The sequence below is a fragment of the Olsenella sp. Marseille-P4559 genome, from assembly GCF_900605015.1.
Taxonomy (GTDB): domain Bacteria; phylum Actinomycetota; class Coriobacteriia; order Coriobacteriales; family Atopobiaceae; genus Tractidigestivibacter.
The window spans coordinates 314,878-339,311 of record NZ_LR027575.1 but is presented as its reverse complement, the minus strand read 5'-3'; the positions used below and the strand labels follow the sequence as shown (position 1 = coordinate 339,311).

Annotated in this window: 22 protein-coding genes; all 22 read right to left on the bottom strand. The window is 63.1% G+C overall.

The genetic code is table 11. The features are described 5' to 3' along the window. Window positions 1-59: 59 nt before the first annotated feature. Window positions 60-668 (bottom strand): helix-turn-helix domain-containing protein, encoded by a 609-nt coding sequence (locus E0E00_RS13080; protein ID WP_130812978.1) that lies wholly within the window; start codon window positions 666-668, stop codon window positions 60-62. Window positions 669-796: 128 nt separating this feature from the next. Next, window positions 797-1,066, bottom strand: coding sequence for a CopG family transcriptional regulator (locus E0E00_RS13075; protein WP_130812977.1), 270 nt, complete (start codon window positions 1,064-1,066; stop codon window positions 797-799). 2 nt (window positions 1,067-1,068) lie between these two features. Beyond that, window positions 1,069-1,335: a hypothetical protein gene (locus E0E00_RS13070; protein ID WP_130812976.1), complete on the bottom strand. Its 267-nt coding sequence runs from the start codon at window positions 1,333-1,335 to the stop codon at window positions 1,069-1,071. A 176-nt stretch (window positions 1,336-1,511) separates the two neighbouring features. Next, entirely contained in the window at window positions 1,512-2,777 is a 1,266-nt protein-coding gene (locus E0E00_RS13065; RefSeq protein ID WP_165443704.1) for a tyrosine-type recombinase/integrase, read from the bottom strand. Between the two features lie 670 nt (window positions 2,778-3,447). Further along, window positions 3,448-4,653, bottom strand: a complete 1,206-nt coding sequence (locus E0E00_RS13060) for an FprA family A-type flavoprotein (RefSeq protein ID WP_130812974.1) — start codon at window positions 4,651-4,653, stop codon at window positions 3,448-3,450. Window positions 4,654-4,927: 274 nt separating this feature from the next. Beyond that, the gene (locus E0E00_RS14750; protein WP_207302765.1) at window positions 4,928-6,811 is read right to left on the bottom strand and encodes a DUF2207 domain-containing protein; all 1,884 of its coding nucleotides are present in this window, start codon (window positions 6,809-6,811) and stop codon (window positions 4,928-4,930) included. Window positions 6,812-7,004: 193 nt separating this feature from the next. Further along, the gene (locus E0E00_RS13050; protein WP_130813150.1) at window positions 7,005-7,655 is read right to left on the bottom strand and encodes an FHA domain-containing protein; all 651 of its coding nucleotides are present in this window, start codon (window positions 7,653-7,655) and stop codon (window positions 7,005-7,007) included. Window positions 7,656-8,073: 418 nt separating this feature from the next. Further along, window positions 8,074-8,580, bottom strand: coding sequence for a hypothetical protein (locus tag E0E00_RS13045; RefSeq protein ID WP_242622275.1), 507 nt, complete (start codon window positions 8,578-8,580; stop codon window positions 8,074-8,076). Further along, window positions 8,577-10,670 (bottom strand): hypothetical protein, encoded by a 2,094-nt coding sequence (locus tag E0E00_RS13040; protein WP_242622274.1) that lies wholly within the window; start codon window positions 10,668-10,670, stop codon window positions 8,577-8,579. The genes E0E00_RS13045 and E0E00_RS13040 overlap by 4 nt, the downstream gene beginning before the upstream one ends. Further along, complete coding sequence (locus tag E0E00_RS13035; RefSeq protein WP_130812973.1) at window positions 10,645-11,148, bottom strand: TadE/TadG family type IV pilus assembly protein; 504 nt, start codon at window positions 11,146-11,148, stop codon at window positions 10,645-10,647. The genes E0E00_RS13040 and E0E00_RS13035 overlap by 26 nt, the downstream gene beginning before the upstream one ends. 192 nt (window positions 11,149-11,340) lie before the next feature. After that, window positions 11,341-11,712, bottom strand: a complete 372-nt coding sequence (locus E0E00_RS13030; protein WP_130812972.1) for a hypothetical protein — start codon at window positions 11,710-11,712, stop codon at window positions 11,341-11,343. 89 nt (window positions 11,713-11,801) lie between these two features. Continuing rightward, window positions 11,802-11,999 carry a Flp family type IVb pilin gene (locus tag E0E00_RS13025; protein WP_130812971.1) on the bottom strand — a complete coding sequence of 66 codons (198 nt, stop codon included), beginning with the start codon at window positions 11,997-11,999 and terminating at the stop codon, window positions 11,802-11,804. Between the two features lie 29 nt (window positions 12,000-12,028). Next, window positions 12,029-12,685 (bottom strand): type II secretion system F family protein, encoded by a 657-nt coding sequence (locus E0E00_RS13020; protein WP_130812970.1) that lies wholly within the window; start codon window positions 12,683-12,685, stop codon window positions 12,029-12,031. Further along, the gene (locus E0E00_RS13015; protein ID WP_242622273.1) at window positions 12,685-13,626 is read right to left on the bottom strand and encodes a type II secretion system F family protein; all 942 of its coding nucleotides are present in this window, start codon (window positions 13,624-13,626) and stop codon (window positions 12,685-12,687) included. The genes E0E00_RS13020 and E0E00_RS13015 overlap by 1 nt, the downstream gene beginning before the upstream one ends. Then, on the bottom strand, window positions 13,605-14,930 hold the full coding sequence (locus tag E0E00_RS13010) for a CpaF family protein (protein ID WP_242622272.1): 1,326 nt from the start codon (window positions 14,928-14,930) through the stop codon (window positions 13,605-13,607). The genes E0E00_RS13015 and E0E00_RS13010 overlap by 22 nt, the downstream gene beginning before the upstream one ends. Then, window positions 14,931-16,145: a hypothetical protein gene (locus E0E00_RS13005; RefSeq protein WP_130812969.1), complete on the bottom strand. Its 1,215-nt coding sequence runs from the start codon at window positions 16,143-16,145 to the stop codon at window positions 14,931-14,933. It lies immediately after the preceding gene. Between the two features lie 47 nt (window positions 16,146-16,192). Next, window positions 16,193-16,888: a Flp pilus assembly protein CpaB gene (locus E0E00_RS13000; protein WP_130812968.1), complete on the bottom strand. Its 696-nt coding sequence runs from the start codon at window positions 16,886-16,888 to the stop codon at window positions 16,193-16,195. A 384-nt stretch (window positions 16,889-17,272) separates the two neighbouring features. Further along, window positions 17,273-18,472, bottom strand: coding sequence for a ribosome small subunit-dependent GTPase A (locus E0E00_RS12995; protein WP_130812967.1), 1,200 nt, complete (start codon window positions 18,470-18,472; stop codon window positions 17,273-17,275). 6 nt (window positions 18,473-18,478) lie between these two features. After that, window positions 18,479-21,157: a cation-translocating P-type ATPase gene (locus tag E0E00_RS12990; protein ID WP_130812966.1), complete on the bottom strand. Its 2,679-nt coding sequence runs from the start codon at window positions 21,155-21,157 to the stop codon at window positions 18,479-18,481. A 190-nt stretch (window positions 21,158-21,347) separates the two neighbouring features. Then, window positions 21,348-22,577: an ATP-binding protein gene (locus tag E0E00_RS12985; RefSeq protein WP_130812965.1), complete on the bottom strand. Its 1,230-nt coding sequence runs from the start codon at window positions 22,575-22,577 to the stop codon at window positions 21,348-21,350. Between the two features lie 130 nt (window positions 22,578-22,707). Then, on the bottom strand, window positions 22,708-23,196 hold the full coding sequence (locus E0E00_RS12980; protein WP_130812964.1) for a YhcH/YjgK/YiaL family protein: 489 nt from the start codon (window positions 23,194-23,196) through the stop codon (window positions 22,708-22,710). 49 nt (window positions 23,197-23,245) lie between these two features. After that, on the bottom strand, window positions 23,246-24,409 hold the full coding sequence (locus tag E0E00_RS12975; RefSeq protein WP_130812963.1) for an exo-alpha-sialidase: 1,164 nt from the start codon (window positions 24,407-24,409) through the stop codon (window positions 23,246-23,248). Window positions 24,410-24,434: the final 25 nt, after the last annotated feature.

The following is a 24,434-nucleotide window of genomic DNA, read 5'->3' as shown; positions in this document are numbered from 1 at the left end:
TTTATTGGTAGGCAAGCCCCAGAGGGTCCAAACGCCGTCGGAGCAATAGAAAACTACGGTTATGTACCTTCCGTGAATAGGTCCAGCAACGCTCTGCGTTTGGCCAGTGGCATCTTACGGAATGACTCTAACAACCCGTGCTCATCCTCTGTCTCTATCCCCAAGAGCACGGGCATAGGTACCCCATAGGCTTCCGCCAGCAAAGCGGCTTCAATGGTGGTGACCTCGCGTTTCCCGGATTCTATGTCTTCCAGCAGCTGGTTGCTTATGCCTGTCTTCGCGTAGACGTCCACCTGCCTGAGGCCCGCCTGCTTGCGGTAGTCCCTCAGCCTCTTCCCGAGCCTATTGCCGCCGTGCTTCCTGTAAATCTCGCGTATTACGGGCGACTTCCTGTCGAACACATATGAGGATGCGTGATCCAGTGGGTGTGGGTTGGCCATGGCCTCTTCGACGGTGCGTTTTTCAAACAGCTTCTCGGCCAGCCGCTCACGCTCTTCTATGAGGAGCATGAAGTCATCGTGCCCCAAGACTTCCTCGGCGTGGATAGTTGACAAACCCATGGGCGGCAGCACTCGGATGGGGTCTGCCCATTGTTGCACTGCTGCTTCCGACAGCTCGAGTTCATGCTCGCCCGTCTCGTCCGCCTGCTCCGGTTGTTCGTTGCCCACGGTCTGCCTCCTGGTTGTCGCGTTGCCCTGCTACAATCATACAGGAAGCCCGCCACCCCCTCGCGTTGCCCACGGTCTGAGGGGTGGCGGGCCTATGTAACCTCTTGTGTAGCTGCCGGACGGGTCCTCTAGCCGACCGAGCTGAGATATCTCCTCAGGGCGTCGCGGTATATGTCGGCGCGGCTGACCCTGCGCTCCTTGGCGATGCGCTTCACCTCCTGCACGTCGGCGGCGTCGTAGGTCACCGTCTCGCGCTTGGTGCCCACCGCATCGAGGTGCGAACCCATATGCACGGGGGCGCTGGACTCCTCGTAGTCGCCACGCTCGTACCTCTCCGCGCTCGCCTCAATCCACTCCTCGGAGAGTCCGTACCTCGCGGCCAAGTCGCTCTCTGCCATACCTACCCCCTCCTCTCAAGCCCGAGTTCCCTCAGCGTCCTCCCGGACGGCGGCGTCATCGCGTGGTACACGAGAAAGCCGTCCTTGACGGAATCATACACATAGACAAGCTCAAGCAGCCTGTTCCTCTCGTCAAATCCCACCGAAAGCCATTCACCACTCTCCCTCTGATGGTAGCAGACCATGCCGCGCATCGCAGCCACCACGTCGCCGACCGATATCTCAGGATGCCTCGTATGAATGCGGGGGTGAACGTCTATGGTGCTCATGGGCGTACCAGCCCGGGAGCGCCCGTTATGGTCGTGCCGCACGCCTGCCCAACGGATGTCAACACATCCCTCGTGTCAGTCAGGCCATCGGATACGTTGATGAAGAACGAGCCACTGCTCATGCCTATGCCCTTCGTCACGACTTGCAGGTTTCCCCACCCTCGGAATTTTTACCGCTAACCCTGCGTCCCGTCGCGGTCGAACTTGACCACCTGGGCCGGGGCGTGTTCCCTGAGCGCCCGCTCCACGGCACCCATGGCTGACTCCTTGCTCCTCTCCCTCGCGGTCGTGTAGATGTTGAGCGTCGTGCTCACCGTGGAGTGCCCGAGGGTACCCGACACCCCCGCTATGTCCTCGCCAGCCGCGATGGCTACGGTCGCGAACGTGTGCCTGAGGTCGTGGAAGGTGGCCCGCCTGCCCTGCGTGTCCACGATGCCCAGCGCGGTCGCGAGCGCCCTCCACTCGCGCGAGAGCAGCGTGGGCGAGAGGAAGCCGCCCTCCACATCCCCCACGACATAGAGAGCGCCGAATGCGGCTTCATAGCCCCTCTGCCCCTTCTTCATGCCGCCCGCCGCTAAATCGCCCCTCACAGCGTCTCTATGAGCCTTTAGAACGACCATGAGGTCGTGCGGGATTGCGATGCTGCGGACGCTGCCCTCGTTCTTGGGAGCCTTGACGTAGAACCTGCCGCCCGCCTGCCCTATGGCGTGGGTTACATGAATACGGCCTCCCACAAGGTCAACGTCACGCCACCTGAGGGCGCATATCTCGCCCTCCCTCATGCCCGTGCGTACGGCCAGCTGCACGGCTGTGTGGAACGGGGTCGGCCCGGACCCGTCCAGCGCCGCCATGAGCCTGTCCATGCTCGCGTCGCTCAGCGCGTTCCTCGCCCTCTTGCCGCTCCCCAGGCTCGGGGCCTTGACGCCCTGGCACGGGTTGTCTGGGAGGTCGCCGTCCATGACGGCCTGCCCGCAGACCATGTGCAGGAGCCTCAGAGCCTTTGTCACGGTGGACGGCGCAAGCCCACGGGCGACAAGCGAATCCTTCCACGCGCGGACGGCCTTGCTGTCGAGGTCGCGCAGGGGGAGGGCGGAGAACGCCTCCTGCATCCTCCTGGCGCTCTTCCTGTAGTCGGTGACGGTGGATGCCTCGATCTCTCCCGCCGCCTCGCGTGCGTCTATGAAGCGGTTTACATACTCAGTCACGGGCATGAGCGCGTCCACGGCAAGCGCGTCGCGCTCCTCCTCGGCCTTCCACGCTGCCAGGGCGGCGTTGGCCTGTGTCCTTGTGCGCACCGTCTCACGGTCGAACATTCGGGTCTTCTGCTTCCAAGAGCCATCGATGCCCCTGTACTTCAAGACGCCCTGCCATGGCCTGCCCTCGCGGTGCTCAAGCCTGCGAACGAATGCGTTCTGGTACCTCTCCTCGGCCGCCATTCCCATCGCACCCCCAATCAGGTGTCTGAACCCGTGTACACCACGCTGTACACCATGTGTACACCAAATAGTATGGGACTTTGGTTCCTCAGTGTCCAGACATACCATAAATACCTGCTGATTCGTTCTTAGATTTCGCGGGTCCCGTTGGCACAAGTGACTGAAAATCCCCGTGTCAGGGGTTCGATTCCCTTCCCCGCCACCAGTGAATTAGGCCCCGCATCTGCGAAAAAGCGATGCGGGGCTTCGAATTTTGATAAGGGGTCCCAAGAGCGCTTGTCGGCCGGGAGCGCATGCGCCTCTCGCCCTCGCCGGTAACCTCCACAACCTCTGCCCAGAGCGTCCGCGCTGGTTTTCTGGTAGGGCACCTGCTTGCCTCGGTGCCCGCATATACCGCTGAGAGACGTCACGACCTTGGGAGTCATACGGGTCGGCAAGCGGTTCGCTCCCATCCGTACAAACCCGGCAGGCAGTCACATGGCTGTCTGCCATACGGCACTAGATGACATATGGAGAGATTGCCTGACCCCTCGGCTCTCTCAAAAGTTCCGCTCGACCCCAAAGCCTCATCTTCTTCGGCGGCATTAGCTGCTCTCTCCGCAATGCCCCAGCACAAAAGATGCGGGACTCCGGGTTATCCGGAGCCCCGCCGTCTATCATGCAGCCCTAGACTTCCCTACTTGCCAAGCTTTTTCACAATCGCCGCGGCAAGCGCGTCAAGCTCTTCAAGCGCGGACCCGTCCACCACAGAGGTCACGTGCACGTGCGGATCGAGAATCTCCATGCCCTTCATCTTCTGGATGGCGTCGAGCATGAGATGCCCGGCCTGCGGGGCCCACGAGCCGTTGTAAATCACGCCCACGGTACGGTTCTTCATCGCGTGGGCGGCAAGGTCCTCGAGAAGCTCGCGCATGCCGTCAAAGATGCCCATGTTGTACGTCGCAGAAGCAAAGACCAGCGTCGGCGAACGGAATGCCTGGGAGACCAGCTCCGAGACAGAGGTCTTGGAGACATCGTAAACGCGCACGTTGTGGACACCCGCCTCGGCCAGTTTGACAGAGAGAATGTCCGCAGCGTTGGCGGTTCCGCCATAGATCGAGCCGTAGTAGATGACAACGGAGTTGTCCTCGGGCTCATATGCTGCCCACTTGGCATAGAGAGAAAGAATCTGGTCAAAGTCGCGACGCCAAATGTGCGCGTGCAGGGGAGCAATCTCCTTGATGTCGAGCTTCGAGACCTTCTTGAGTAGCGAGGCAACCTGAGGACCGTACTTGCCCACGATGTTGGCGTAGTAGCGACGCGCCTCGTCGGCCCAGTCACGCTCCCAGTCAACCTCGTCGGCAAAGATGGCACCACCTATGGCACCAAAGCCGCCAAAGGCATCTGCTGAGAAGAGCGTGCCCGTGAGCTGGTCGAAGGTCACCATGACCTCAGGCCAGTGAACCATGGGGGCAAGGACAAACTGAAGGGTATGCCGACCCAGGGAGAGGGTGTCGCCTTCCTTGACCTTGATGGCATGGGGCTCGGGGTCAAATCCGTGGAACTGGCGGATAAGATCGAAGGTCTTGGGGGTTCCCACAAGCTTGAGGTTGGGCCACCTTTGGACAAGATCTGGAATAACGGCGCAGTGGTCGGGCTCCATGTGATCAATCACGAGATAGTCAAGGGTGCGGCCGTTCAGGACGTGCGCGAGGTTCTCCTCGAACTGGCGAGAGACGGACTCGTCCACGCCATCGAGAAGGCAGGTCTTCTCGTCCATGATGATGAAGTTGTTGTATGACATGCCATTGGGGACCGGATGGGTGTTCTCAAACAGCTGAATCCTGCGATCGGATGCGCCTAGCCACCACGTATCCTTGTTGATCTCGCGCACGTTATACATTTCTCTCCCTTCAGCTGCCACCAGTGCAGCAGCAGCGCGCACACGCCTACTAGTTGACCGCATTCATGCCAAATGCCCCGCATATCTTGCACCGGGGCGTTCGGCACGCACTCAAGTAGTCCGCACTGATGATATTCGATTCCAAGAGGCTCCACGAGCCAGAGCCAAGAGAACCCCAAACTCATACGAGAGAAGCACTTTCTGTTGGGTAATGCTCTGATGCACGTGCCCGCACGGGTTGACGAAAAGAAGTCGGCGAGGCGAGCTGATGCCGCTAGAAGGCACCTCCTCCGCCGCCACCGCCAAAGCCGCCGCCACCGCCGGACGAGAAGCCGCCGCCAAAGCCGCCGCCACTTGAGTCGGAGGATCTTGCAATCGCAGCAACCGAGGCCTCGTGAACAGCACTGGTAAAGACATCCGCGGGAGAGGCCATATCGGACCGGCCAACGTAGTACCAGTAGTAGACCGGCATGAAGTCCGGATTGTCGATAATCTCGGGCTTCACCATCTTGAGCTGCTCAATGACCTCATCTGCAACGCCAAGCGCCACCGCCATCACCAGCAGGCGGTTCCAGAGGATAACGTCACCCGGTACCGCCTCCTCAAGGCGGGTGAACTCCGTAAGCCAGCGCTTAAGGGCGATGACCTTAGCCTTTGCCTCGACGGCCTCCAGGCTGATGTCCTTCATATGGTTCTCGCTCATCATGAATAGGGTAATCGCACCGCAAACGCCACAGATGGCAGCGACCGGAAGGACGAGAAGAGGGTCACCGCCGAACCAGACGCCCACGACGAACACCTCGAGAATGGCTGCCAAGATCGAGAGCGAACCGAGCGCAAGCGCAGTTCCTCGACCAGTCCCCTTGAGAGAGCCATTGCCCGAGAAGCGTCGGAGGTACTCGCCCTTGATGGTGCCCTGCCAAGACTCGTAGGCCTTTGCGTACTTCTCGGAAGACCTCTTTGCGTAATCCTTGATGGTAGAGAAGTAGAGCGCCGGCTCGTGTCCAGTATACGAGGGATCATCCGGCGGCTCGATCTTACCTGCGAGCTGCTTGAAGAGGAACTTCTTGGTTTCAAGGTCAACGCATCGGGCAGACTTGCGCTCCTGGGCCGTCCCCATCGTTGGCTCGGGCACCTCTCCCACGAGCGACGCACGGTAGTCATCCACCTGCTTCGAGCCAAACATCCTCTTCTTTTCCAACTTGACCTTGTCGAGCTTGACGACATGCTCGTCGGTAAGGCGCATGAGGGATGAGGTGAGCGCCTCAGAGCCCGGATCTTCATCCGAGACGAGCATTGCAAGGACAGCAGGGTGGTCTCCCGTGGGGACGTCACGGAAGTAATCGTCATCGAACTGCGCGGTGTGGGTCTCCTTGTACTTGCGTTTTGCGATAACGGCAGCCGCAATCGCAGCAACCGCAACGGCAAGACAGGCAACCGTCAAGCCGTACAGGGCAAAGCGTGCCGCAGCGCGGCGGGCGTTCGCCTCGTCAGCGTTCTTCTGCTCCTCCGAAAGGATGGAGCTCAGCATGGTACCCGACGTCTCGGGACAGTCGGAGATCCAGCTTGCGGGGAACGCGATGCGAGCCTCGGCGTACTCGCTGGAGCCAACTCCTGGGACTGTGTAGACAACCTCATTCCCATCAAAAGACAGGCTTGCATCCAGCGGGCCGTGTCCCCAGGCGCGAACGTTGTCTCCCGCCTTGACCGACTCCCCCTCGGGTACGGGTAGCGTGACGGTGCAGGTGACGTTTTGCGACTCGACGTCCCAGCCGTCCGAGACGAACTTCCAGTACAGTTCCCCCGTGTCAGACCAGCGCGTGGCAATGCCGTCGGCAACGTAGATAATGAAGAACTGTGTCGTGGTGTCGCTCTGGGCAGAGTAGAGCTTCACCTGCAGATACGACCCCATATCGGTGATTGAGTACGTCTCGTTCGCACCCGAGGTGGTCTCCGTGAACAGTCGGGCATTGCCGCCCTCGACCACGCCCGCACCTTCCACCTGCACGCTCACCGTGCGCCCGTTGGAGCTGTTCTTCCCCTTGGGAATCTTCCAGTAGACACCATGGAAGTCTCCGTCGAAGTCGAAGGTGCGCACCTCGGTCACAGTGAGCTTTCCGGCTATGTCCAGGCTCGCGTTGATGTTTGTCTTCGTCATGCTGTAGTCGTCTGCCCGTGCCGGAGTGACACCAAGCGCTACAGCAAAGAGCAGCGTGAGCAGCGACAAGGTGAGAAGCAATAGCCGGTGATATCTTGAGGCACAAACAGGGCGCCGGTCTCTCATAGAGTCCCCCAATGCATGGTTGTGGAAAATCCTGTGGCATCGCGACCCCAGAATAGCAGAGCGCAGGTCACAACTCGGCCTGCACCGCCGTGACGAAAGTGCCACAGACAGAGACTGTCCAACCAAGTGGGACGAGAACCTCCCCTCTCACCTCCCTTCCGGAGAACGTTGCCGGGTTAGTGGCCCCCAGGTCTACAACACGCATTCCCTTCTCGCCCTCTCCCGCAGGGAGTATTCGCACATGCGAGCGAGACACGGCACGGGAGTGGAGAACGACGTCGCTCGTGGAGTCACGGCCTAGAACGAGGCCCTTCTCGGGTATGGGCAGCCGCACGTCGGCAGATGGCGTGCGCACCCAGCAGAGGATCTCGCTAGGAGGTGGCGAGGTCTCCACGCCTGCGTCGCGTGGGCCGCCTGTGCCTGCGTCGGTTGGGCTGTCAGCGACGGAAAGGTCCAAGGTGTCGTCCTCCCACCCCGGAGCCGACTCCATCGGGGAAAGCCCGGCATCCCACAGGAATGGCTCGTCCTCCCTAAGCTCGGGTAGCTCAGCGTATTGCGAGGCTGCGCCCGTCTCCCCTTCCACGGGCTTCTCGCTATCGCGTGTTGCCGCGCCATCCTGTTCGGCAGGGAACTCGTACAGACATCCGTAGCACACGTGCATGTCGGCAAAAAGCACCTCGCCGCAACGGGGGCACACCTTTGTCTTGTACGCCTTCATGACCCAATCACCTCCCTTACAGGCTCAAGAAGCCCAGCGCACCGCTGCGCCGCACGCCGGGGAACAAACGAGAGCGAGGCGACTCGCAGCGTCTCTCCCACACCCGGCCACGGACAGGGACTTGCAGGGCGTTCGAAGACACAGAACCCCTCGGCACAGGAGAGGACATGCCCTGGCCGCAGCGCCCGCACGGAGGCGAGCACCTCTCCGCACTTTCCCACAATCGCAACGTCAATGGGATACGCCATCCCATACGTATGAATCGAGCCGCACCTCATGAGTGCCACAGGCAGCGCAGACGGCCCGGTTCCGAGAAGACCTATGAGTTTCTCAACCCATGATGAGAGGACCCTGAACCCCAACGCAGGCGAGTCCTGCTCGACTGTCGGGCTCTCCATCTCGACGCACATCCACCTCATCAGACCACCACCCCCGGTCGGTACCTATCGATAACGAGCGTTCGCTCGTGCCGCAACTCAAGCGGAGCGACGTACGTGATGCCCGGAAGCCGAAGCTCTCTGGGCCATGGTCGAAACACAAGCGTGCAGGTGTAGCGCGTGAGGAGCGGGGCTACCGAAAGAAGCCGCTCGCCCTCCCCCGCAACGACACGCTCCGCTCGCACCTCAACGTCACAGCGTTCCTCCCGGCCCAGCGCGGAGCGAAGGGCCTCCTCGACCGCAGCGACCGAAGCCGTCATGCTCTGCTCCCCTGCTGGGGAAACGCCTTCGGCGATGACCTCGTCGAGACTCAGGCGATCAAACGCCGCGCAGGCGTCCACGAACTCCATGAGATTCACCACAATCAGGGCAACCACGATGATCACGGGTACGAGAACGGCAAGCTCCACAGTCATCTGCCCGGATTGCTTGCCTGGACTCCCAACGCGCTGACGCCCACAGGCCGCACACCTCCTCATCCCGCTCATGGTGACCCCAAGAGGTCATCGAGCCTGATGGTGAGCGGGATCGAGATGTCTGTCCCCGGAATCGAGAGTTCGGCCACCGTAATCTCACCATGGCCGAGCGAATCGGCCGCCCACACACCCAGCGTCTTTGCAAGGTCGTACGAGCTCGCCCCTGCGGGAAGTGCCTCGACCATCTGTCGCACCTTGCCGGCGGCGTCGTACCCGGACTGGTCGAGAACGCGCGTCCACCCTACAAGTACGGGCTTCATGAGCCTCATGTCCACGGGTTCGAACCCGCAAGCGGTGACGGTCTCCTTGATCTTGCCGCGCAGCCATGACCCCACCGTTCCCCCGAAGACCCCATCAAGGCCGTCGAGAAAACCCGTCACCGAGGACGAAACTGACTCGTACTTTGAGCCATACCCCACCAACAGGCGTCCCCAGAGCCCGCAGACTCCGTCGAGGGCACCGCCCAAGACAGAGCCCGATCCCTGCGAGGTCACACCATCGAAGAAGCTGGCCAGCACGTTGTTCTCGGCCGTGGATTCATCCGGCGCAAGCGCGGCTGCCGAGACCGCAGCGCCTGCAGGGAGCTCGCCCGAGGAAAGGAAGGCCGCCGTAAGCTCCGTAGGCACAGTCGTGGCCTCGGCCCTGGCGACTACGGCGACGCAGCCCCAGGCACCCGGAGGGCATATCCGTGGCCGCACGACCGAAAGCTGGTCGAGGGCGCGCTCGAAGGCGCCGTGTGCGTCTTCCGCCTTGTCACGCAGGTCGCTCTCAGCCTCTGCCTGACGGTTACGTGCATCTTCGTAGTCCTCCGACGCTTCGACAATCTCCCGCCAGTAGTGCTCGAAGCCATTGGACGTGGAGGTCGACGCGGCCGCAACCGAACCCATAGCAGAAAGGTCCATGCCGCAGGTCTCGCACCGTGTCACCGTGCCTGCATCAAGGTCCTCGAGGGAGGCATAGCCAGCCGAAGGGCCTGTTGCCGCCGGGCACGCGGACGAGGCATGAAGGACCGTCCCCGAAGACTCATTGCTACAGGGCCAGAGGTCGTCGGTGTAGAGTGCGCACGCCTTGGTCTCCTCGGCGTTGTGTGGGAGGCCCGGAAGATCAATCTCGACTGAGCCATCCTCATGCTCCACATAGACACCGCTGCGTACCACCCCGAGCGCATAGCCATAAAAGGCGGATCGGGCAGCGGAGTTCGTGAGCTCGTCCACCGACGCATTCAGGGGCTTCTCCTGCGCGGCACGGGCGGCGTAGTACGCACGGGACCGCAGCAGAGGCGCGCCAAAGCTCCACGCCTCTGCATTTGAGTAGTGAGGGTTACTCTCACCTGGGAGGCCAGCGAGCTTGGAGGCGCGTTCCTCAAGACAGTAGGGAGTGCTCCCGCAATCCGCCATCCACCCACGCTGGCGAGCCTCGTCGGCAAGAGCCTTGGCCTCGTCTGCCTGCTCCGCAAGTTCTCGCAGCTCCTCGGCGTCTTTTTCCATCTCCTCCGATGACAGCTCGGCAGCAAGCGACGAGAAGTCCGACTTGGACTCCGTTGGGAACGGCACCGCACAACCAACGTAGGGCAACCCTTGGGCATGGGCGTTCTCTGCGACGCAGGCGGCGGAATTGGCGACCACGACCGCAGGCAGGACCTTCTCAAGGCGTTCGAGTCCCTCCGCTGAGCTTCGTGCGAAATCCCGTCGCGCATCGAGGATATCCTTCCCCGCTTCGCAGACGCTGCCCCCAAAGGCTCCAGCCGCAGGGATGCACGAGAGCACAAGGCCCGCGCCGAAGACTGTCACCCCAAGAAGGCCCAGACTGAGCACGCAGGCGTCGAGCACCCGTGCAATGGTGGTATAGGCCGCCACGGCATTTGCCCCGGCTGTCGCGGCGGCATCTGCCACGGGCTGGACCTCGTACGAGCGAACCATCACCCATTCTGCAGACGCAGCCGCAAAGACGAGCGATATGCTCACAAGCAGCGCCACCGCCACGGCAACCGTGGTGTAGCCGCCCTCGTCGTCCAAGAAAAGCGAGAGGCCTAAGCGCGGCCTTGCTGGTGCTTCGATGGCGCCAGGCGCCATGTTGTCAGTCCCATGTGGCAATCCAGTCATCATAGTCACCCCCAACCCACTCGGCGCGCATGCGCCGCTCGGCCATTGCCGAGAGGAGCACGCCCTCCTCATCCATCTGGCCAACCAGCCCCGCAGTCACTCCTACCAGAGGCAGCGGACTCGCATGGCCTCCTATTGCCACGCACACGCGACCTTCGCTTTGCTCGACATCCACATCCCAGGCGTCAGGGCCGCCCTCATGGAAGCAGGCAACGTCCGGCACCGCCCTGAGCCTCCTTCTCGCGTAGGCGCCCACGAGGGAGTCCACCTCGTCTTGAGTTGCAGTCGTGGCGAGGCGGGCTCCCTCCGCGGCGGCCCCGCTCATCACTGCATGCGTGTAGAGAAGCATTGCCGGCTGCAAGAGCAGCGCGAGCACAACCATCACGGTGGGAAGAAGGACTGCCGCCTCGACGGTTGCCTGACCATTCTCGTAAGCGCACGCGTCACGCCACAACGCACGCCATCCCCGGGCCCTCATCTCAGAACCCCATGAGGTCCTGGAGCCACGACACCGTGTCTGCAGGTGCCCCATGCGACGCAGCATCCGTCGCCAGTCGCACAAGGGTGCCGTCGCGCGCAGCATGCCACACAAGCCCCAGTGCCGCCACCATGGAGAGAAACGCAACGAGTACCAGTGCGTACTCAAGCGTCGACTGGCCATGCGTCTCGGCTAGCCACCTAACCCAAGCGCATCGAGGGATGCCGCCCACTCCGAGACATCCATGTGCATGACCTTGGTCTCGCTTGTCCCGTCGTTTGCATCTTGGACTATGCACACGTCGACCCATCCTGCCCCCTCCACAACCATGCTCCAGACCTGTCCCGAAAGGTCAAGGTAGCCAGACCTCACAAGCACGCAATCACTGCGTTGCTCGTACTCACGCACGAGACTGGCAGCCGCCTCCGGCACCGCACTGGTGCCGGAGGGGTCTTCCGTCTCACTCGCAAAGCCCTTGGACTCCACCGCCTCGCTGTACGCAAGGTCCCCAGGGGTGCCGCCTATGGGAGCACCCGCCAGGGAAGGCCCCGCGTCTTTATCCACGCGCAATGCTCCGCAGCAGGCTAGCGTGCCTGCCGCAAGGGCAATCGCGCACCCCAGGGCTGCCACGGCAAGGCCTGTCCGCCTCCGACTCACAGGGAGTTGATGCCGCTTGCTATGGCCTCCCACAGCTGTGAGACCCGCTCCCGGAACGCCAGGATTGCCACGATGGCGATAACCACCAGCACCCCGACGAGAATCGCGTATTCCGTGGTGCCCTGCCCGCGCTCGTCGCGGAGCGCGCCCGCGGCCGCGCTCCGAACCCGTAGACCGATTCCTGCCCATGTCATGTGACGCTCCCTTCCACCAGACTCACTGGCTACCTTCCAAACGAGGCCGCCGAAGCAAGAAGCGGCCCCAGAATCGCGAGAAGCATCGCCGGAACGACAAGGACGCCCAAGGGGATGAGCATCTTGACCGGCGTCTTTTCGATCTCCTCCTCCACCTGCGCACGCTGCTCGTCCCGAATCGCCCTCGCCTGCACCTCGAGCGCCGCCGCAAGCGGCGAGCCAAAGGCGAGCGACTCCCCCACGACCGTCGCGAATCGTGCAAGCGCATCAACGCCCAGCTCACGAGCCATGTCCTCAAGCACCTCCTCTCTGCTCCTGACACCCATCCTCCAGCTGAGCATCGCCTCCGAAAATGCCTGCGACAGTTCCGTCTGGTAGCGGTCGCAGTAGAGCGACAGCGAGGCGTCAAACGAGAGACCCGCAAAGAGCCCCAGCGTAAGGACATCGATCAGCACGGGCATCTCGTGCAGGCAGGCCGATCTCCTGCGTGCAAGCGCGTCTCGCTCCCTCGCCACGCGTACGGCAGGAATGGCGCGAAGCCACGCGTGCGCGTCGGTCAGGAATCGGTCGATACCATCCGCAAGCGACGCGTTTCGAACAGAACCGCCACGTACGCCAAGGGTGGGCACAAGCCCCGCAAGCACGGCACACGATGCGCTCGCCACCACCAACGCAAAGCCGGCCATCAGAGCACCGTCCCCATGAGCCGCCGAATGACGAAGACGGCAAGCGCATCAAGGAAGGCCGCCAGAGTGACGCTGCCCATGCCCACAGGTGAGACGAGACCCCGTTGGAAGTCCGGCGAGATGATGGCGAGCAGTGCCACCATGAGAAACGGAAGACCGCACACGATGCGTGCAGAGAGCCTCACCTGGGCCGTCTTCACCTCGAGTTCGCGCTCGAACTCCCCCTGGCGCTCGACGAGGGCAGCCGAGCGCGAGAGCAAGTCACGCAGGGGACTTCCCGTTCGATGCGATATCACAAGCGCGGTGGTGAGAAGTCCCATCCCCGGCGCCTCAAGCTTGTTCGAGAGCGCCTCGAGCACATCCTCTGTGGACTCGCCACAACGAAGGCCAAGCGACGCAGACGCAAAGCCTGCCGCAACCGGCCCATGCCCATGGGACCCCACGTACTCGATGGCCTGGGCAAGGGTCTGACCAGCGCCAAGGGCAACGGAGAGCGTCCGGAACACGCCCGGCATCTCCTGGGAAATCTCGTGCGCTCGACGGCGGCTGAGCGACGAACGCCACACGGAAAGTGCGACCCGCTCGGAAACGGCGAGGGCAAGTGCCGAGACTGGGGACAGGAAGAGGATCCCTCCCACGCACGCGATTCCAATGCCGGCGACGAGAAGTGCGGCACATGCAGACTCTCGGCGCAGGGTTGGCTGACCCTCATGAGACAACCCGGCAAGGGCACGAGAGGCCTCGCTCCAGTCTTCACCCTCGAGAAGGGCCGCTACCACCCTGCTTCGCCCAAGAGACTCAAGACGTCGAGCAGCCCAGCGCTCGAACGACCTGTGCATCCGCGACACTAGGGTCTTGGCATCCCTTTCCCCGCTCGCAACAAGCACGCGCGTCGCTACGAACGAGCAGACCGCCGCCATCAGCGGCAGGACGACCTCCATTGTTCCACCTCACCTTCGTCGAGAATTCCGTCGCTCACCCCTTGCCCTACGAACTCTGGCTCGCGAACGAGCGCCCAAGTTCTCTCCGCAACATCAAACGAGACGCATTCCCCAAGGTCGACGGCCTTCTCCTCGCGCGACCACCCAACCTCGTGGGTCGAGGTGATGAACCGCATGCCATCTGGTGACCGCCGCGACATCACGATGAGGTCGAGCGCCGAGGCGATCTGCTCCTCGATGATGTCGGCAGGCAAATCCATCCCAAAGCGCGCCATGAGCACCAGGCGGAGCACCGCCTCCTCGGCAGTACCGGCATGCAGCGTGGTCATCGAGCCGTCGTGTCCCGTGGTCATTGCGGCGAGCATGTCCACGCACTCCTCGCCACGCACCTCGCCCACCACAATGCGGTCGGGCCGCATACGCAGGGAGTTCTTGACCAGGTCACGAATGGTGACCTCGCCAGAGCCCTCGATGGAGGCACCCCTCGCCTCGAGGCTTACCACGTCCGGATGTGCGTCGAAGCGCAGCTCGGCGGAATCCTCGATGGTCACGATCCTCTCGCCCGGGTCTATCTCGCAGGAAAGGGCATTGAGAAGCGTGGTCTTGCCAGATCCCGTGCCACCTGCCACAGCAATCCCTCGACGCGTCCTCACGGCCCAACGCAGGAGCTGCGCGTACCACGCAGGAAGCGACCCGAGTTCAACCAGCGTATCCAAGGACGTGATGCGGTTGGAAAACCGCCTGATAGTGACCACCGGGCCGCCTATGGCAACCGAGTCCGCCACCGCATTCACGCGGTCGCCGTTGGCAAGCCGTGCATTCACGATAGGGCTGCTGCGGTCAAGGCGTCGCCCCAGGGGCGCGAGGATGCGATCGACCACGATCATGATCTGCTCGGGCGAGTCGAAGATCGCCGGTGCCGAGAAGACCTCGCCATCGCGCTCGTAGAACAGTGCGTCGCAGCCATTGATCATTATCTCGGAGACACCTTCGTCCTCGAGGAGGGGCTGGATGGGGCCAAGACCACATATCTCGTCTGTCACTTGGCGCACCAGGTGCGCGAGGTCTTCCTGCGAGAGCCCCTCATAGCCACCAGTATTGATGATTGCATTGCAGGTCACGGCAAGCGCGGAGCGCGCCTGGGCGACGTCCGTCGCGGAGAGCATCGAGGCAATGGTGGTAAGCCCCAGCCGCTCAACCAGGGCAGACTTGAGGCACTGCCGCTGGAAGCGAAGGTCACGCACGTCTGGGGCGACAGTCCCACGTCGCGCTTCCTCCTCACGGACCATATCGAGTACAGACACCTAGACCGCCTCCCTCCTTCTCCCAAAGAACCTCTTGCGCCGCGGAGCAAGGCCTTCCGCCGCACGCTGCGCCCCCTCGGCCTCGGGGAGCGCCCCAAGCTCCTGGAGGAGCTGCGCCACGCAGGCGGCGACCGACTCCGCAAACGGGGAGCCCACCTCCAGAAGGCCAGCGGCATCCCCGTATCCCAGGTAGTCCGCAACCTCGTCGCCACCCTCAAGCACGCTGAAGGCGCGAGCGGCCTCAAGCCCCACCTCTGCCCGGCCAAACGCCTGGTCTGTCCTGTCTCGCACGTTCACTCGGTTCTCCAGTCGAGCGATGCGCGTGCGTGCAACCCCCAAGCGCACTGCCAGGCCACTCGTCCGTGCAAGAGATGCCAGAGAGCCCGGTCTCCTGTCGTGGACGAGCACCACGCGGTCGCTCTCGCGCACGGCTAGCGCCACCGCATCCGAGAATGTGGGCGACGTGTCAACGAGAACAAGGTCAGAGTTGCGTACAAGGGCAGCCAGCAGCCTCGGCACAACTGCCGCGGCAAGCTCCGACGTCTCGGGCCGTTCGCAGGGCCCCCACACGTGAACGCGCTCGCCGCAGGGGGAGCCAAGCCTCCCCAGTCGTTCCGAATCTCCAAGGTCATCCACCGAGAGGCGCGAAATATCCGTCCCTCTCGCAAGGCCCAGCGATGCATAGAGGTTTCCGCAGGAGAGGTCTAGGTCCACCGCCTCCACCCGCATGCCCCACGAGGCAGCCGCCGCTACGGCGCAGGCCACGACCGACGTCTTTCCTACGCCCCCTCTCCCTGAGCAGAACGTGAGGATGGGGGCATGCACCCGGCTGAGCGTTGGCGCCGGCCCCGGAGCCACCGAGACGCGACCCCCATCACATTCCGACAAAGGCCCCGGAACCGACGCAACGCCCTTCTCCGCAGACGACGATGGGACAACGTCGTCCAGGTCGATGACATGGTCGACACCAGCACGGGCGGCACGAGACCTAAGCGACCCCGAGGGAGACCTCAGCGCAAGCACGACCTTCTCGGCATTTCCGTCAGACACGACGGCAGCCGCAAGGTTCACGTCGGAGACCCCGCTTCTGGTGAGGCCGATAAGAGCAGACCTCTCGCCTCGCCCGGATGACGCCACACGCTGCCGCAGCTCTTCGGCATCCTTGGCGAACTCGCAGTCCATCTGGGAATCTATCGACTCGAGTGCCGCAATCATTTCTGCTCGCTCCTCGGGCGGGCAGAGAACGCTCCAGGCATGTCCCACTACTGGCTCACCTCCTGGTCAACCTTAGTAGGAGCGGAGGACGTGCCTACGTCCACCGTCTGTACGTCATCCGCGGGCAGGCCAAACCTCAGGCTTCCCTCGGTAGACGCTGCCAGCACGGCAGAGACGTCTGCAGGCGCAAGTGCCACGGTCATGGTCTGGGTTCCCGATGAGAGCGACTTTGCGCCCTCGGGGATGGAGAGCACCGAGACCTCCCTGGCAAGCACAGTGGCGGTGCCCTCGACAATCCGGTAGGCAACGAGACGGTCGCCCGCAACCACGCCCTTACCCACGCCGAGCTTGTCGGCCATGGGAATGGAGACTGCTATCATGCCCGAGGGGACATCGACGGCAGCAGCCGTCTCCCTAAAGTTGAGCTGCGTGAGCGGCGCGCCTGAGGCCACAGCAACCGTGACCCGCCTGCCCACGACGTCATCCAGATTCGTGATGGCACCCTCGGGCACGAGGTCTGAGACCCAATCCCTCCGGGCCACGTCGCCCGCAGACACGACCTGTCCCTCATCGAGCTCGCTCGTTGCCACCACGAGGCTCACCACCTCGCCGCCGTAGCGCGTGAGCGCCTCCTGGCGACGCGTCTCCTCCTCGGCCCGCACGCTCTCCCCGTACGCAAGGCACAGCACGACGGCAAGCACGGCAAACGCGCCAGAGAGCAAGGTCTTGAAGCGGCGTGACATGGGCTCCCCCTTCCCTTCGCCAACGTAATGGGCTGGGACAATTGTCCCGTGGGGAAAACCCTGGGCTGCTGCCCTTCCAAGAAAGAGCGGCCGGTTACGGACACCTTTCTTGCAGCCAGCTGGCACATATGATTGTTATTGCGGGAATAACGCCATGCGCAAAATCGATTTCGTGTTATCAGGCAAAGGCATCGGCATCGCCACACAAACGGGCTACGGAGACCATCCGGGCAGCCCGCAGCCCCTGTTTCAAGGTATGAAGGAATTGTGTGCAAGCCTCAGGAGGACCCTCTGCCAAAAGGGGGTGTCCTGCGCGTGCCCCTGATGTCACGCAGCGCTGCCGCAACAGTGTTGAAAAACCCGTTAGCTGCAGCAAGACACGAGCTACAGCACAATATCCGGGTCGAGAGTACGAGCGCTCTCGCGCATCTCAGCGGCAAGCGCCACATACGCATCGTAGCGACGCTTCGAAATCTGGCCTGCGGAGAGCAGCCCACGCACACGGCATCCCGGCTCGTGCATGTGCGTGCAGTCGCAGAAGCGGCAACCCTTCGCAGCATCCGCGACCTCAGGAAACACCGCCGCAAGTCCACGCTCGTGGCCCACGATGGGAAGGCTCCTCAGCCCTGGCTCGTCCACGATCACCCCACCGCCCGGCACCGAGACCATGCGACGCGCAACCGTTGTATGCCGTCCCGCGTCATCTGACCCGCGTACGGCACCGGTCGCAAGCACGTCGTGCCCGAGAAGGGCATTGAGCAGCGTAGACTTGCCAGCACCAGACTCCCCCAACACGATGGCGACGGTTCCCGCAGGCACGAGCGAGCGCACGACGCAAGGCCCCCAGGCAATGCCGAGAGCCCCCGCGTCCTTCTCGGCACGCTCTGCCCCTATCCCGCCCTCCGAGGAGGTCATGACCAGGCTGCAGCCCTCGCCCAAAACGTCATGCACAGCCGCAACGTCTTCTGCCAGCACGTCGCTCGATGCCCGGTCGGCCTTCGTGAGGACAACGGCGACCCTCGCGCCGCAGTCGCGCGCAATCACGGCAGAGCGAGCGACCCTCTCGCATGAGATGGGCGCAGAGCCCAGCTGCTGGACGACAAGGACCACGTCCACGTTTGCGGCAAGCGTCTGCCGTTCGCCACGAGACCCTCCCCTCCAACGGGCGATGTCGCTCTCGCGCGGAAGAATCTCAAGGATGAGGCCCATATCGTGTCCGGCTGGCACGCGCGCCAGGACCCAGTCCCCCACAGCAACGCGCGAGTCCTTGCCCTTGGTGAGGTGCGCCGAGAACTCCGCGCGGAAGCATGCGTCCTCGGTCACCACGGCGGGAAAGCCTCGGTCCAGGCGCACCACACATCCAAGCGCCAGCTCGTCGATATCGCAGCCCAAAGCTCTCGAAGCCGAGGCCGCCGCCTTGCCAAAGGCGCTTTTCTGCCGTTCGGATGCCGACAGCTCAGAGAAGGCAGGCAGGTCCGCAAGGGAAGAGGGGGCCGGCAGGCCCTGCTGGGACCTGCCGGCTCTCGGGATGCTGCGCTTGCGAGAACCCCTCTGGGAGCCCTTCTTTGGCGCGCGCTTCCCCATGGACAGCTACGCCTTGTTCTTTTCGACCGCACGCATGATGGCCTTGTAAATCTCCACCAGCGGAATGATAGCGGCCGCAAGCAGCATGGCAATGCCGTACTCGTAGGCGTTGATCTCGGCGAAGTCGAAGGCCTGCGCAAGCGGGGTCTCGATGACCACGAAGGTGAGGACGAGCGAGGCTGCGAACGCAGCCCACAGCCACTTGTTCTGGGTGGGCAGCTTGAAGATGGACTGACGACGGCTGCGCATGTTGAACGAATGGAACATCTCGACCATCGAGAGCGTGAGGAAGGCCATGGTCATGCCGTCGAGGCCCTTGTTGACACCAGACAGCACGGATGCCAGGGGCACACCCTCGATGTTCAGGCCAATGAAGTACGAGGTGAGCGTGAGGACGCCGATGAACGTCCCCTGGACCAGGCAGTCAAGCCCCATGCCGTTGGCAAAGATGCCATCGTCGGCACTGCGAGGCTCGCGCTCCATGATGCCGGGCTCGGCCTCCTCCATTGCCATGGCAAGCGCGGGGAAGCAGTCCGTGATGAGGTTGAGCCACAGAAGGTGCGTCGGCTCGAGGATGGTGAAGCCGATGAGCGACGCCACGAAGACCGAGATGACCTCGGCAAGGTTGGAGGAGAGCAGGAAGGCAATCGACTTCCTGATGTTGTCATAGATGCGACGGCCCTCTTCGCAGGCGTTGATGATCGTTGCGAAGTTGTCGTCGGCAAGCACCATGTCGGCCACGTTCTTGGTGACGTCGGTGCCGGTGATGCCCATGCCCACGCCGATGTCGGCGCGCTTGATGGACGGGGCGTCGTTCACGCCGTCGCCGGTCATGGCAACGACCTTGCCCAGCTTCCGCCACGTGTTGACGATGCGGGTCTTGTGCTCGGGCTGGACGCGGGCATACACGCCATAGTTGCCGATGCCCTTCGCAAACTCCTCGTCGGACATGCGGTCGAGCTCGGAGCCGGTAATTGCCTGCGAGCGGTCGACGATGATGCCCAGCTCCTTCGCAATGGCAACGGCCGTATCGATGTGGTCGCCCGTGATCATGACAACGCGCATGCCGGCGGAGTGGGACTCGGCCACGGCCTGCTTGACCTCGGGACGAACCGGGTCAATCATGCCACAGAGGCCGAGGAAGGTCATGTCGTGCTCAAGCGCCTCGGGCGAGAAGTCCGCGGGCGCCGTCTTGCCGTAGTTCACGCGCGCGGCAGCCATCACGCGAAGCGCATCGTCTGCCATGGCCTTGTTGGCCTCCATGATGCGCTGGCGCCACTCGTCGGTGAGGGGAACGTCGCCGTTTGCGGTGTGGACCATGGTGCAGCGGGCGAGAATGACGTCGGGGCCACCCTTGGTGTGCTGTATGTAGTTGCCATCCGGCGCCTTGTTGACCACAGACATCATCTTGCGGCCCGAGTCGAAGGGCGCCTCCCCCACGCGCGGGTTGGCAGAGTCGAGGTCATCCGAGGTGAAGCCAAGCTTGGCGGCATCGGCCACAAGGGCGGCCTCGGTGGGCTCGCCCACGGCGTCCTCGTGGGCCGCGTCCCACTTGGCGTCGGAGCAGAGGGCCATGCAGCGCACGAGACGATCCTGGTCCTCGGTGAAGTGGCGCACGACCGTCATCTTGTTCTGCGTGAGGGTTCCGGTCTTGTCGGAGCAGATGACCTGGGTGCAGCCGAGCGTCTCGACGGCGGAGAGCTTGCGGATGATGGCGTTGTGCTGACTCATCTTGGTGACGCCGATGGAGAGCACGATGGTCACGACGGCCGCAAGGCCCTCGGGGATGGCGGCGACGGCAAGCGAGACGGCCACCATGAACGTGCTGAGGACGAGCGTCATGTTGTCGAAGAAGCCCATGCCATGCTTGAGCCAGGTGACAACGAAGACCAGGGCGCAGATGATGATGCAGAGGGCCGACAGTATCTTGGACAGCTCGTCGAGCTTCTTCTGGAGGGGCGTCTCCTCGTCTTCGGCACGCGTGAGGGCATCGGCGATCTTGCCCATCTCGGTGTCCATGCCCGTTGCCACCACGACGGCGCGGCCACGGCCGTAGACTACGGTGGAGCCCATGTAGCACATGTTCTTGCGGTCGCCGAGAGGGACGTCCTTGCCCTCCTCGAGCACGTCGAGAACCGTGGCAGCCTTGTTAACCGGCACGGACTCCCCCGTGAGGGCGGCCTCCTCGATCTTCATCGAGGCGCTCTCGATGATGCGGCAGTCAGCGGGGACGGAGTCGCCGGCCTCAAGGACCACGAGGTCGCCAACGACGAGTTCGGAGGATGGGACGGTGAAAACCTTGCCCCCACGCACGACCTTACTCTGGGCGGCAGACATCTCCTGGAGCGCCGCCAGGGCCTCCTCGGCCTTGGACTCCTGCACGACGCCAAGGACGGCGTTCACCACGACGACGAAGCAGATGATGATCACGTCGGCGAAGTCCGCCTCGCCCTGGGCCAGGCTCGTGAGGGCCGAAATGACCGCAGCCACGATGAGCATGATGATCATCGGGTCGGCCATCTGCGAGAAGAAGCGCTTCCAGAGCGGGTCCCTCTCGGCCTCCTTGAGCTTGTTGGGGCCGTTCTTCTGGAGACGCGCCGCCGCCTCCTCCGAGGCCAGGCCATAGGTGTCGTCAGACGCGACGTCCTTGACGACTTGCGCGGACTCCTGCAGGTACTCCTTCAATTCTTTCCTCCTGGGTCATGGGCGGCCGGGAGGCCGCCAAGCTCGCATGCCTGGCAGATTGATGCCCGATCGTAATTCCCCAGGAGGGGCAAGGGCTCACCAAGGTTGCCGTGCCAAGCACCTTTCCTGACACATACTATCGCAAGGCGACCGGAGGCCGCTCCTCGTGCGTGACGGGCAGAGCCACTCCCTACTCGAGCAGCCAATCGATGAGGTTCACGATCCGCACCCCCGTTTCCGTCGTCCCCGTGTGGAAATCGTCGAGCGTGAGCAGGAGGCAGGGGAACGAGTCGGGCAGGCCCCTGAAGGGAGCGAGCTCTCGCTCGTAGGTTTCCTGCCCGGAAAGCGCCTCGCACACCTGGATGTATTGGCGCTCCGCGGACCGCTGCGCCACGAAGTCAATCTCCCCGCGGTGCAGGGTCCCTACCTCCACCTGATACCCACGGCGCACAAGCTCGTTGAACACCACACATTCGAGCTGGGCACCAAAGCCTGAGGGCGAGAAGCTCGTCATGAGGTTGCGCAGGCCGTTGTCCACGGGATAGAACTTCCTCTGCGGTCTCAGGATCTGCTTGCCCGCCAACCCAACCTGCTCGCACTCCCCTAGGATGTAGGCATCCATGAGCGCCCGCAGGTAGTTGTCCACCGTGTCCACACTCGTCTTTCTGCCGACACTCACCAGGGCATTCACGATATTGCGCGTGGAGAAGAGGCTTCCCGAGGTGGAAAACACGTAGCGCACGAGCTTGGACAGGAGATCGAGGTCGCCGATGCGCGTGTGCATGGCGACGTCATTCAGGATGACCGTGTCATAGATGGCGGACAGAAGCTCGAGGAGGCGCCTCTCGTCCCTCTCGGGCAGACCAAACTGGGCGGGCATGCCCCCGTAGCGAACATACGAGGCGAACAGGGCCTCCCGGCTGGCAAACTCGACACCGCAGGTATGGGAGAACTCACAGAACTCCGCGAACGACAGCGGGTAGACGCGGATGGTCACATAGCGACCGCCCAGCAGCGTCGCGAGGTCCGATGAGAGCACGTGGGCGTTCGACCCGGTGATGTAGACATCCGCCTGCGGCTGCGTGTGCAGGCGACGCACCACCTTCTCCCATTCCGCAACCTCCTGCACCTCGTCGAGGAAGACGTAGAGCTTCTTGGACGAGTCCGAATGGGCAAGCGCATCGGACACCTCGCGCTCGAGCCAAGCGGCATCGGGAGAGAGAGGAATCCCAAGCGCATCCATGCGGCGATAGAACACGTTGGCCGGCCCCACCTGCTCCTCCATGCGATGGGCGAAGGCCTCCATGAGGGTGGACTTCCCGCAGCGACGCACGCCGGTCATGACCTTGATGTCGTCTGTGTCCCTGTGTGCCTCGAGAAGCTCCTCGTAATGAGGGCGGCCTATGTATCCCTGCCCCATCTCTCGCCTCCAAATTGTCGATTCCTCTCGACAATCAGTCTATCAGACTCAAAAATGTCGACTAGACTCGACAACTTTATATTTTGAGAGAGGATTGTCAAGAGAATCCGACAATCCTCTCCGCCAGGGCCTAGCCCTCGTCCCAGAACTCGTCCGTGAGGATCTTGAAGCAGATCTTCTTGATGGCCGCCGGACCAGTCGTGGCGCAGATGACGTTGGGCATGTGGGGCTCGCCCGCCACGAAGAGCGCGAAGTGGCCCTTCTCGAGCGTGCCCTCGATCTCGTCGCCGTTATCGGCTGCGGCGTCCACGTACTGCTTGTCCTTCTCCTCGTCGAAGGGCTCGCAGGCATCGACGGGGCCGGAGGTCACGAAGAAGCGCTCGTTGCCATCCACGTCCACCTGCAGGTCCATGTAGCGGTGATGCACCTCGTAGTGGGCGTTGCCGTAGGTGCGGGTCTTGGTGTTCTGCACGTTGGCGAACACCCCGTCGCCAAAGATCTCGTGCCTGCCCGCCTCGAGCGTTCGGTAGTCGTTCTCCGCGAGCCAGTCGATGAGAGCGTCAAGCCCCTTCGAGAAGCCCTTGTAGCGATCGATGACCGCCATGCCATCGTAGATCATGAATTCCCCTTTCGTCGTGTCCAACGTCGGGCGCCAGGGCCCTGGTCTCCTAGTGCGCCCCTACCTCGCCGGAGGTGGGGTTGTAGGTGCTCGCGCCTCGCTTCTCGCCCATGACGTCCTGCTCGGAGAGCCTCACCCACTTGACGCCCCTGCGGGTCTCGTAGGCATACGCCACGTGGAGCATACCGTCGGCCGCCTGGATGATGGTGGGGTACTCGTACTGCATGTTGTTGGAGCGGTTCTCGTCGCCCACGTAGCCCTGGCCGCGCTCGATGTGGCGGATGAGCGGGAAGGTCTTGCCGCCGTCCTCGGAGAGCGCGATGGAGACGGGACAGCGCAGGCCCGGCCAGGCGCCCTTGTCGCCGTACGACTGCGGTGCCTGGGAGTGGTTGTAGACGAGGGCGATTCGCCCGCTTGCCAGCTTGAGGGCACCGATGCCCGAGTTGTTGTTGGGAAGCTCCGTGGGCACGGGTATGGTCCAGGTGTCGCCATAGTCAAGGGACTCGCTGCGATAGATCCAGTCCGCCTGCCGGGAGCGCATGAAGGCCACCAGATGTCCGTCCTCAAGCTCCACCACGGTGGGGTGCACGCGACCGGCGGACTCGGGGACCATCACCTGACGCCAGGTCATGCCCTCGTCGTCGGAGACCTGGAAGGCGGAGGGATCCCCGGCCAGCGCCGACGCGGAGTCCGTGCACAGCCAGTTGCCATAGATCCAGCGACCGTTGGAGAGAATCTGGATGGCCTGCCGGGCAAAGGTGCCCTCCTCGGCGAACACGATCTCCGGCTCGCTCCAGGTGAGACCATCGTCCGTAGACACCTGACGCTTCACCTGGGCGGTGTACTGCATGTTGTCCTTGCCGGGCTGACGGCCCTGCTGCGAGGTGTACATGCACCATATCTCGCCGCTGGGGGCCAGGAACAGGCTGGGGTTCTGGTCGGAGCGGTCGTCATCGTGGCTGATATATGCGGGCGCGCTCCATCGGTCGGAGCCCCTCTCCAGGCGGGAGACCACGATGTTGATGTCGGTGTCGCCCTCGTAGGTTCCGGCAAACCAGCAGCAGAGGATGGTTCCCGCCCGGGTCTCGAGCAGCCCCGGGCCATGCGCCGTCTTCCAGGGACCGGGGTTCACGAAGGCCTCGGTCAGCCTCATCTCGGAGTCGTAGTAGACCTGTCCGTCGGGGGTCAGTCTGTCCAGAGTCTTGATTGCCATAGAGCCTCCTCACTGAGGAATGCGG

Coding starts and splice junctions, on each gene's coding strand:
- E0E00_RS12975 (WP_130812963.1), bottom strand. CDS start 24,409: ATGGCAATCAAGACTCTGGACAGACTGACCCCCGACGGACAGGTCTAC.
- E0E00_RS13005 (WP_130812969.1), bottom strand. CDS start 16,145: ATGATTGCGGCACTCGAGTCGATAGATTCCCAGATGGACTGCGAGTTC.
- E0E00_RS13075 (WP_130812977.1), bottom strand. CDS start 1,066: ATGGCAGAGAGCGACTTGGCCGCGAGGTACGGACTCTCCGAGGAGTGG.
- E0E00_RS13015 (WP_242622273.1), bottom strand. CDS start 13,626: ATGGAGGTCGTCCTGCCGCTGATGGCGGCGGTCTGCTCGTTCGTAGCG.
- E0E00_RS13070 (WP_130812976.1), bottom strand. CDS start 1,335: ATGAGCACCATAGACGTTCACCCCCGCATTCATACGAGGCATCCTGAG.
- E0E00_RS13050 (WP_130813150.1), bottom strand. CDS start 7,655: ATGAAGGCGTACAAGACAAAGGTGTGCCCCCGTTGCGGCGAGGTGCTT.
- E0E00_RS13025 (WP_130812971.1), bottom strand. CDS start 11,999: ATGACATGGGCAGGAATCGGTCTACGGGTTCGGAGCGCGGCCGCGGGC.
- E0E00_RS12980 (WP_130812964.1), bottom strand. CDS start 23,196: ATGATCTACGATGGCATGGCGGTCATCGATCGCTACAAGGGCTTCTCG.
- E0E00_RS13060 (WP_130812974.1), bottom strand. CDS start 4,653: ATGTATAACGTGCGCGAGATCAACAAGGATACGTGGTGGCTAGGCGCA.
- E0E00_RS13035 (WP_130812973.1), bottom strand. CDS start 11,148: ATGAGGGCCCGGGGATGGCGTGCGTTGTGGCGTGACGCGTGCGCTTAC.
- E0E00_RS13000 (WP_130812968.1), bottom strand. CDS start 16,888: ATGTCACGCCGCTTCAAGACCTTGCTCTCTGGCGCGTTTGCCGTGCTT.
- E0E00_RS13040 (WP_242622274.1), bottom strand. CDS start 10,670: ATGACTGGATTGCCACATGGGACTGACAACATGGCGCCTGGCGCCATC.
- E0E00_RS13020 (WP_130812970.1), bottom strand. CDS start 12,685: ATGGCCGGCTTTGCGTTGGTGGTGGCGAGCGCATCGTGTGCCGTGCTT.
- E0E00_RS12995 (WP_130812967.1), bottom strand. CDS start 18,472: ATGGGGAAGCGCGCGCCAAAGAAGGGCTCCCAGAGGGGTTCTCGCAAG.
- E0E00_RS13045 (WP_242622275.1), bottom strand. CDS start 8,580: ATGAGCGGGATGAGGAGGTGTGCGGCCTGTGGGCGTCAGCGCGTTGGG.
- E0E00_RS14750 (WP_207302765.1), bottom strand. CDS start 6,811: ATGACGAAGACAAACATCAACGCGAGCCTGGACATAGCCGGAAAGCTC.
- E0E00_RS12985 (WP_130812965.1), bottom strand. CDS start 22,577: ATGGGGCAGGGATACATAGGCCGCCCTCATTACGAGGAGCTTCTCGAG.
- E0E00_RS13065 (WP_165443704.1), bottom strand. CDS start 2,777: ATGGGAATGGCGGCCGAGGAGAGGTACCAGAACGCATTCGTTCGCAGG.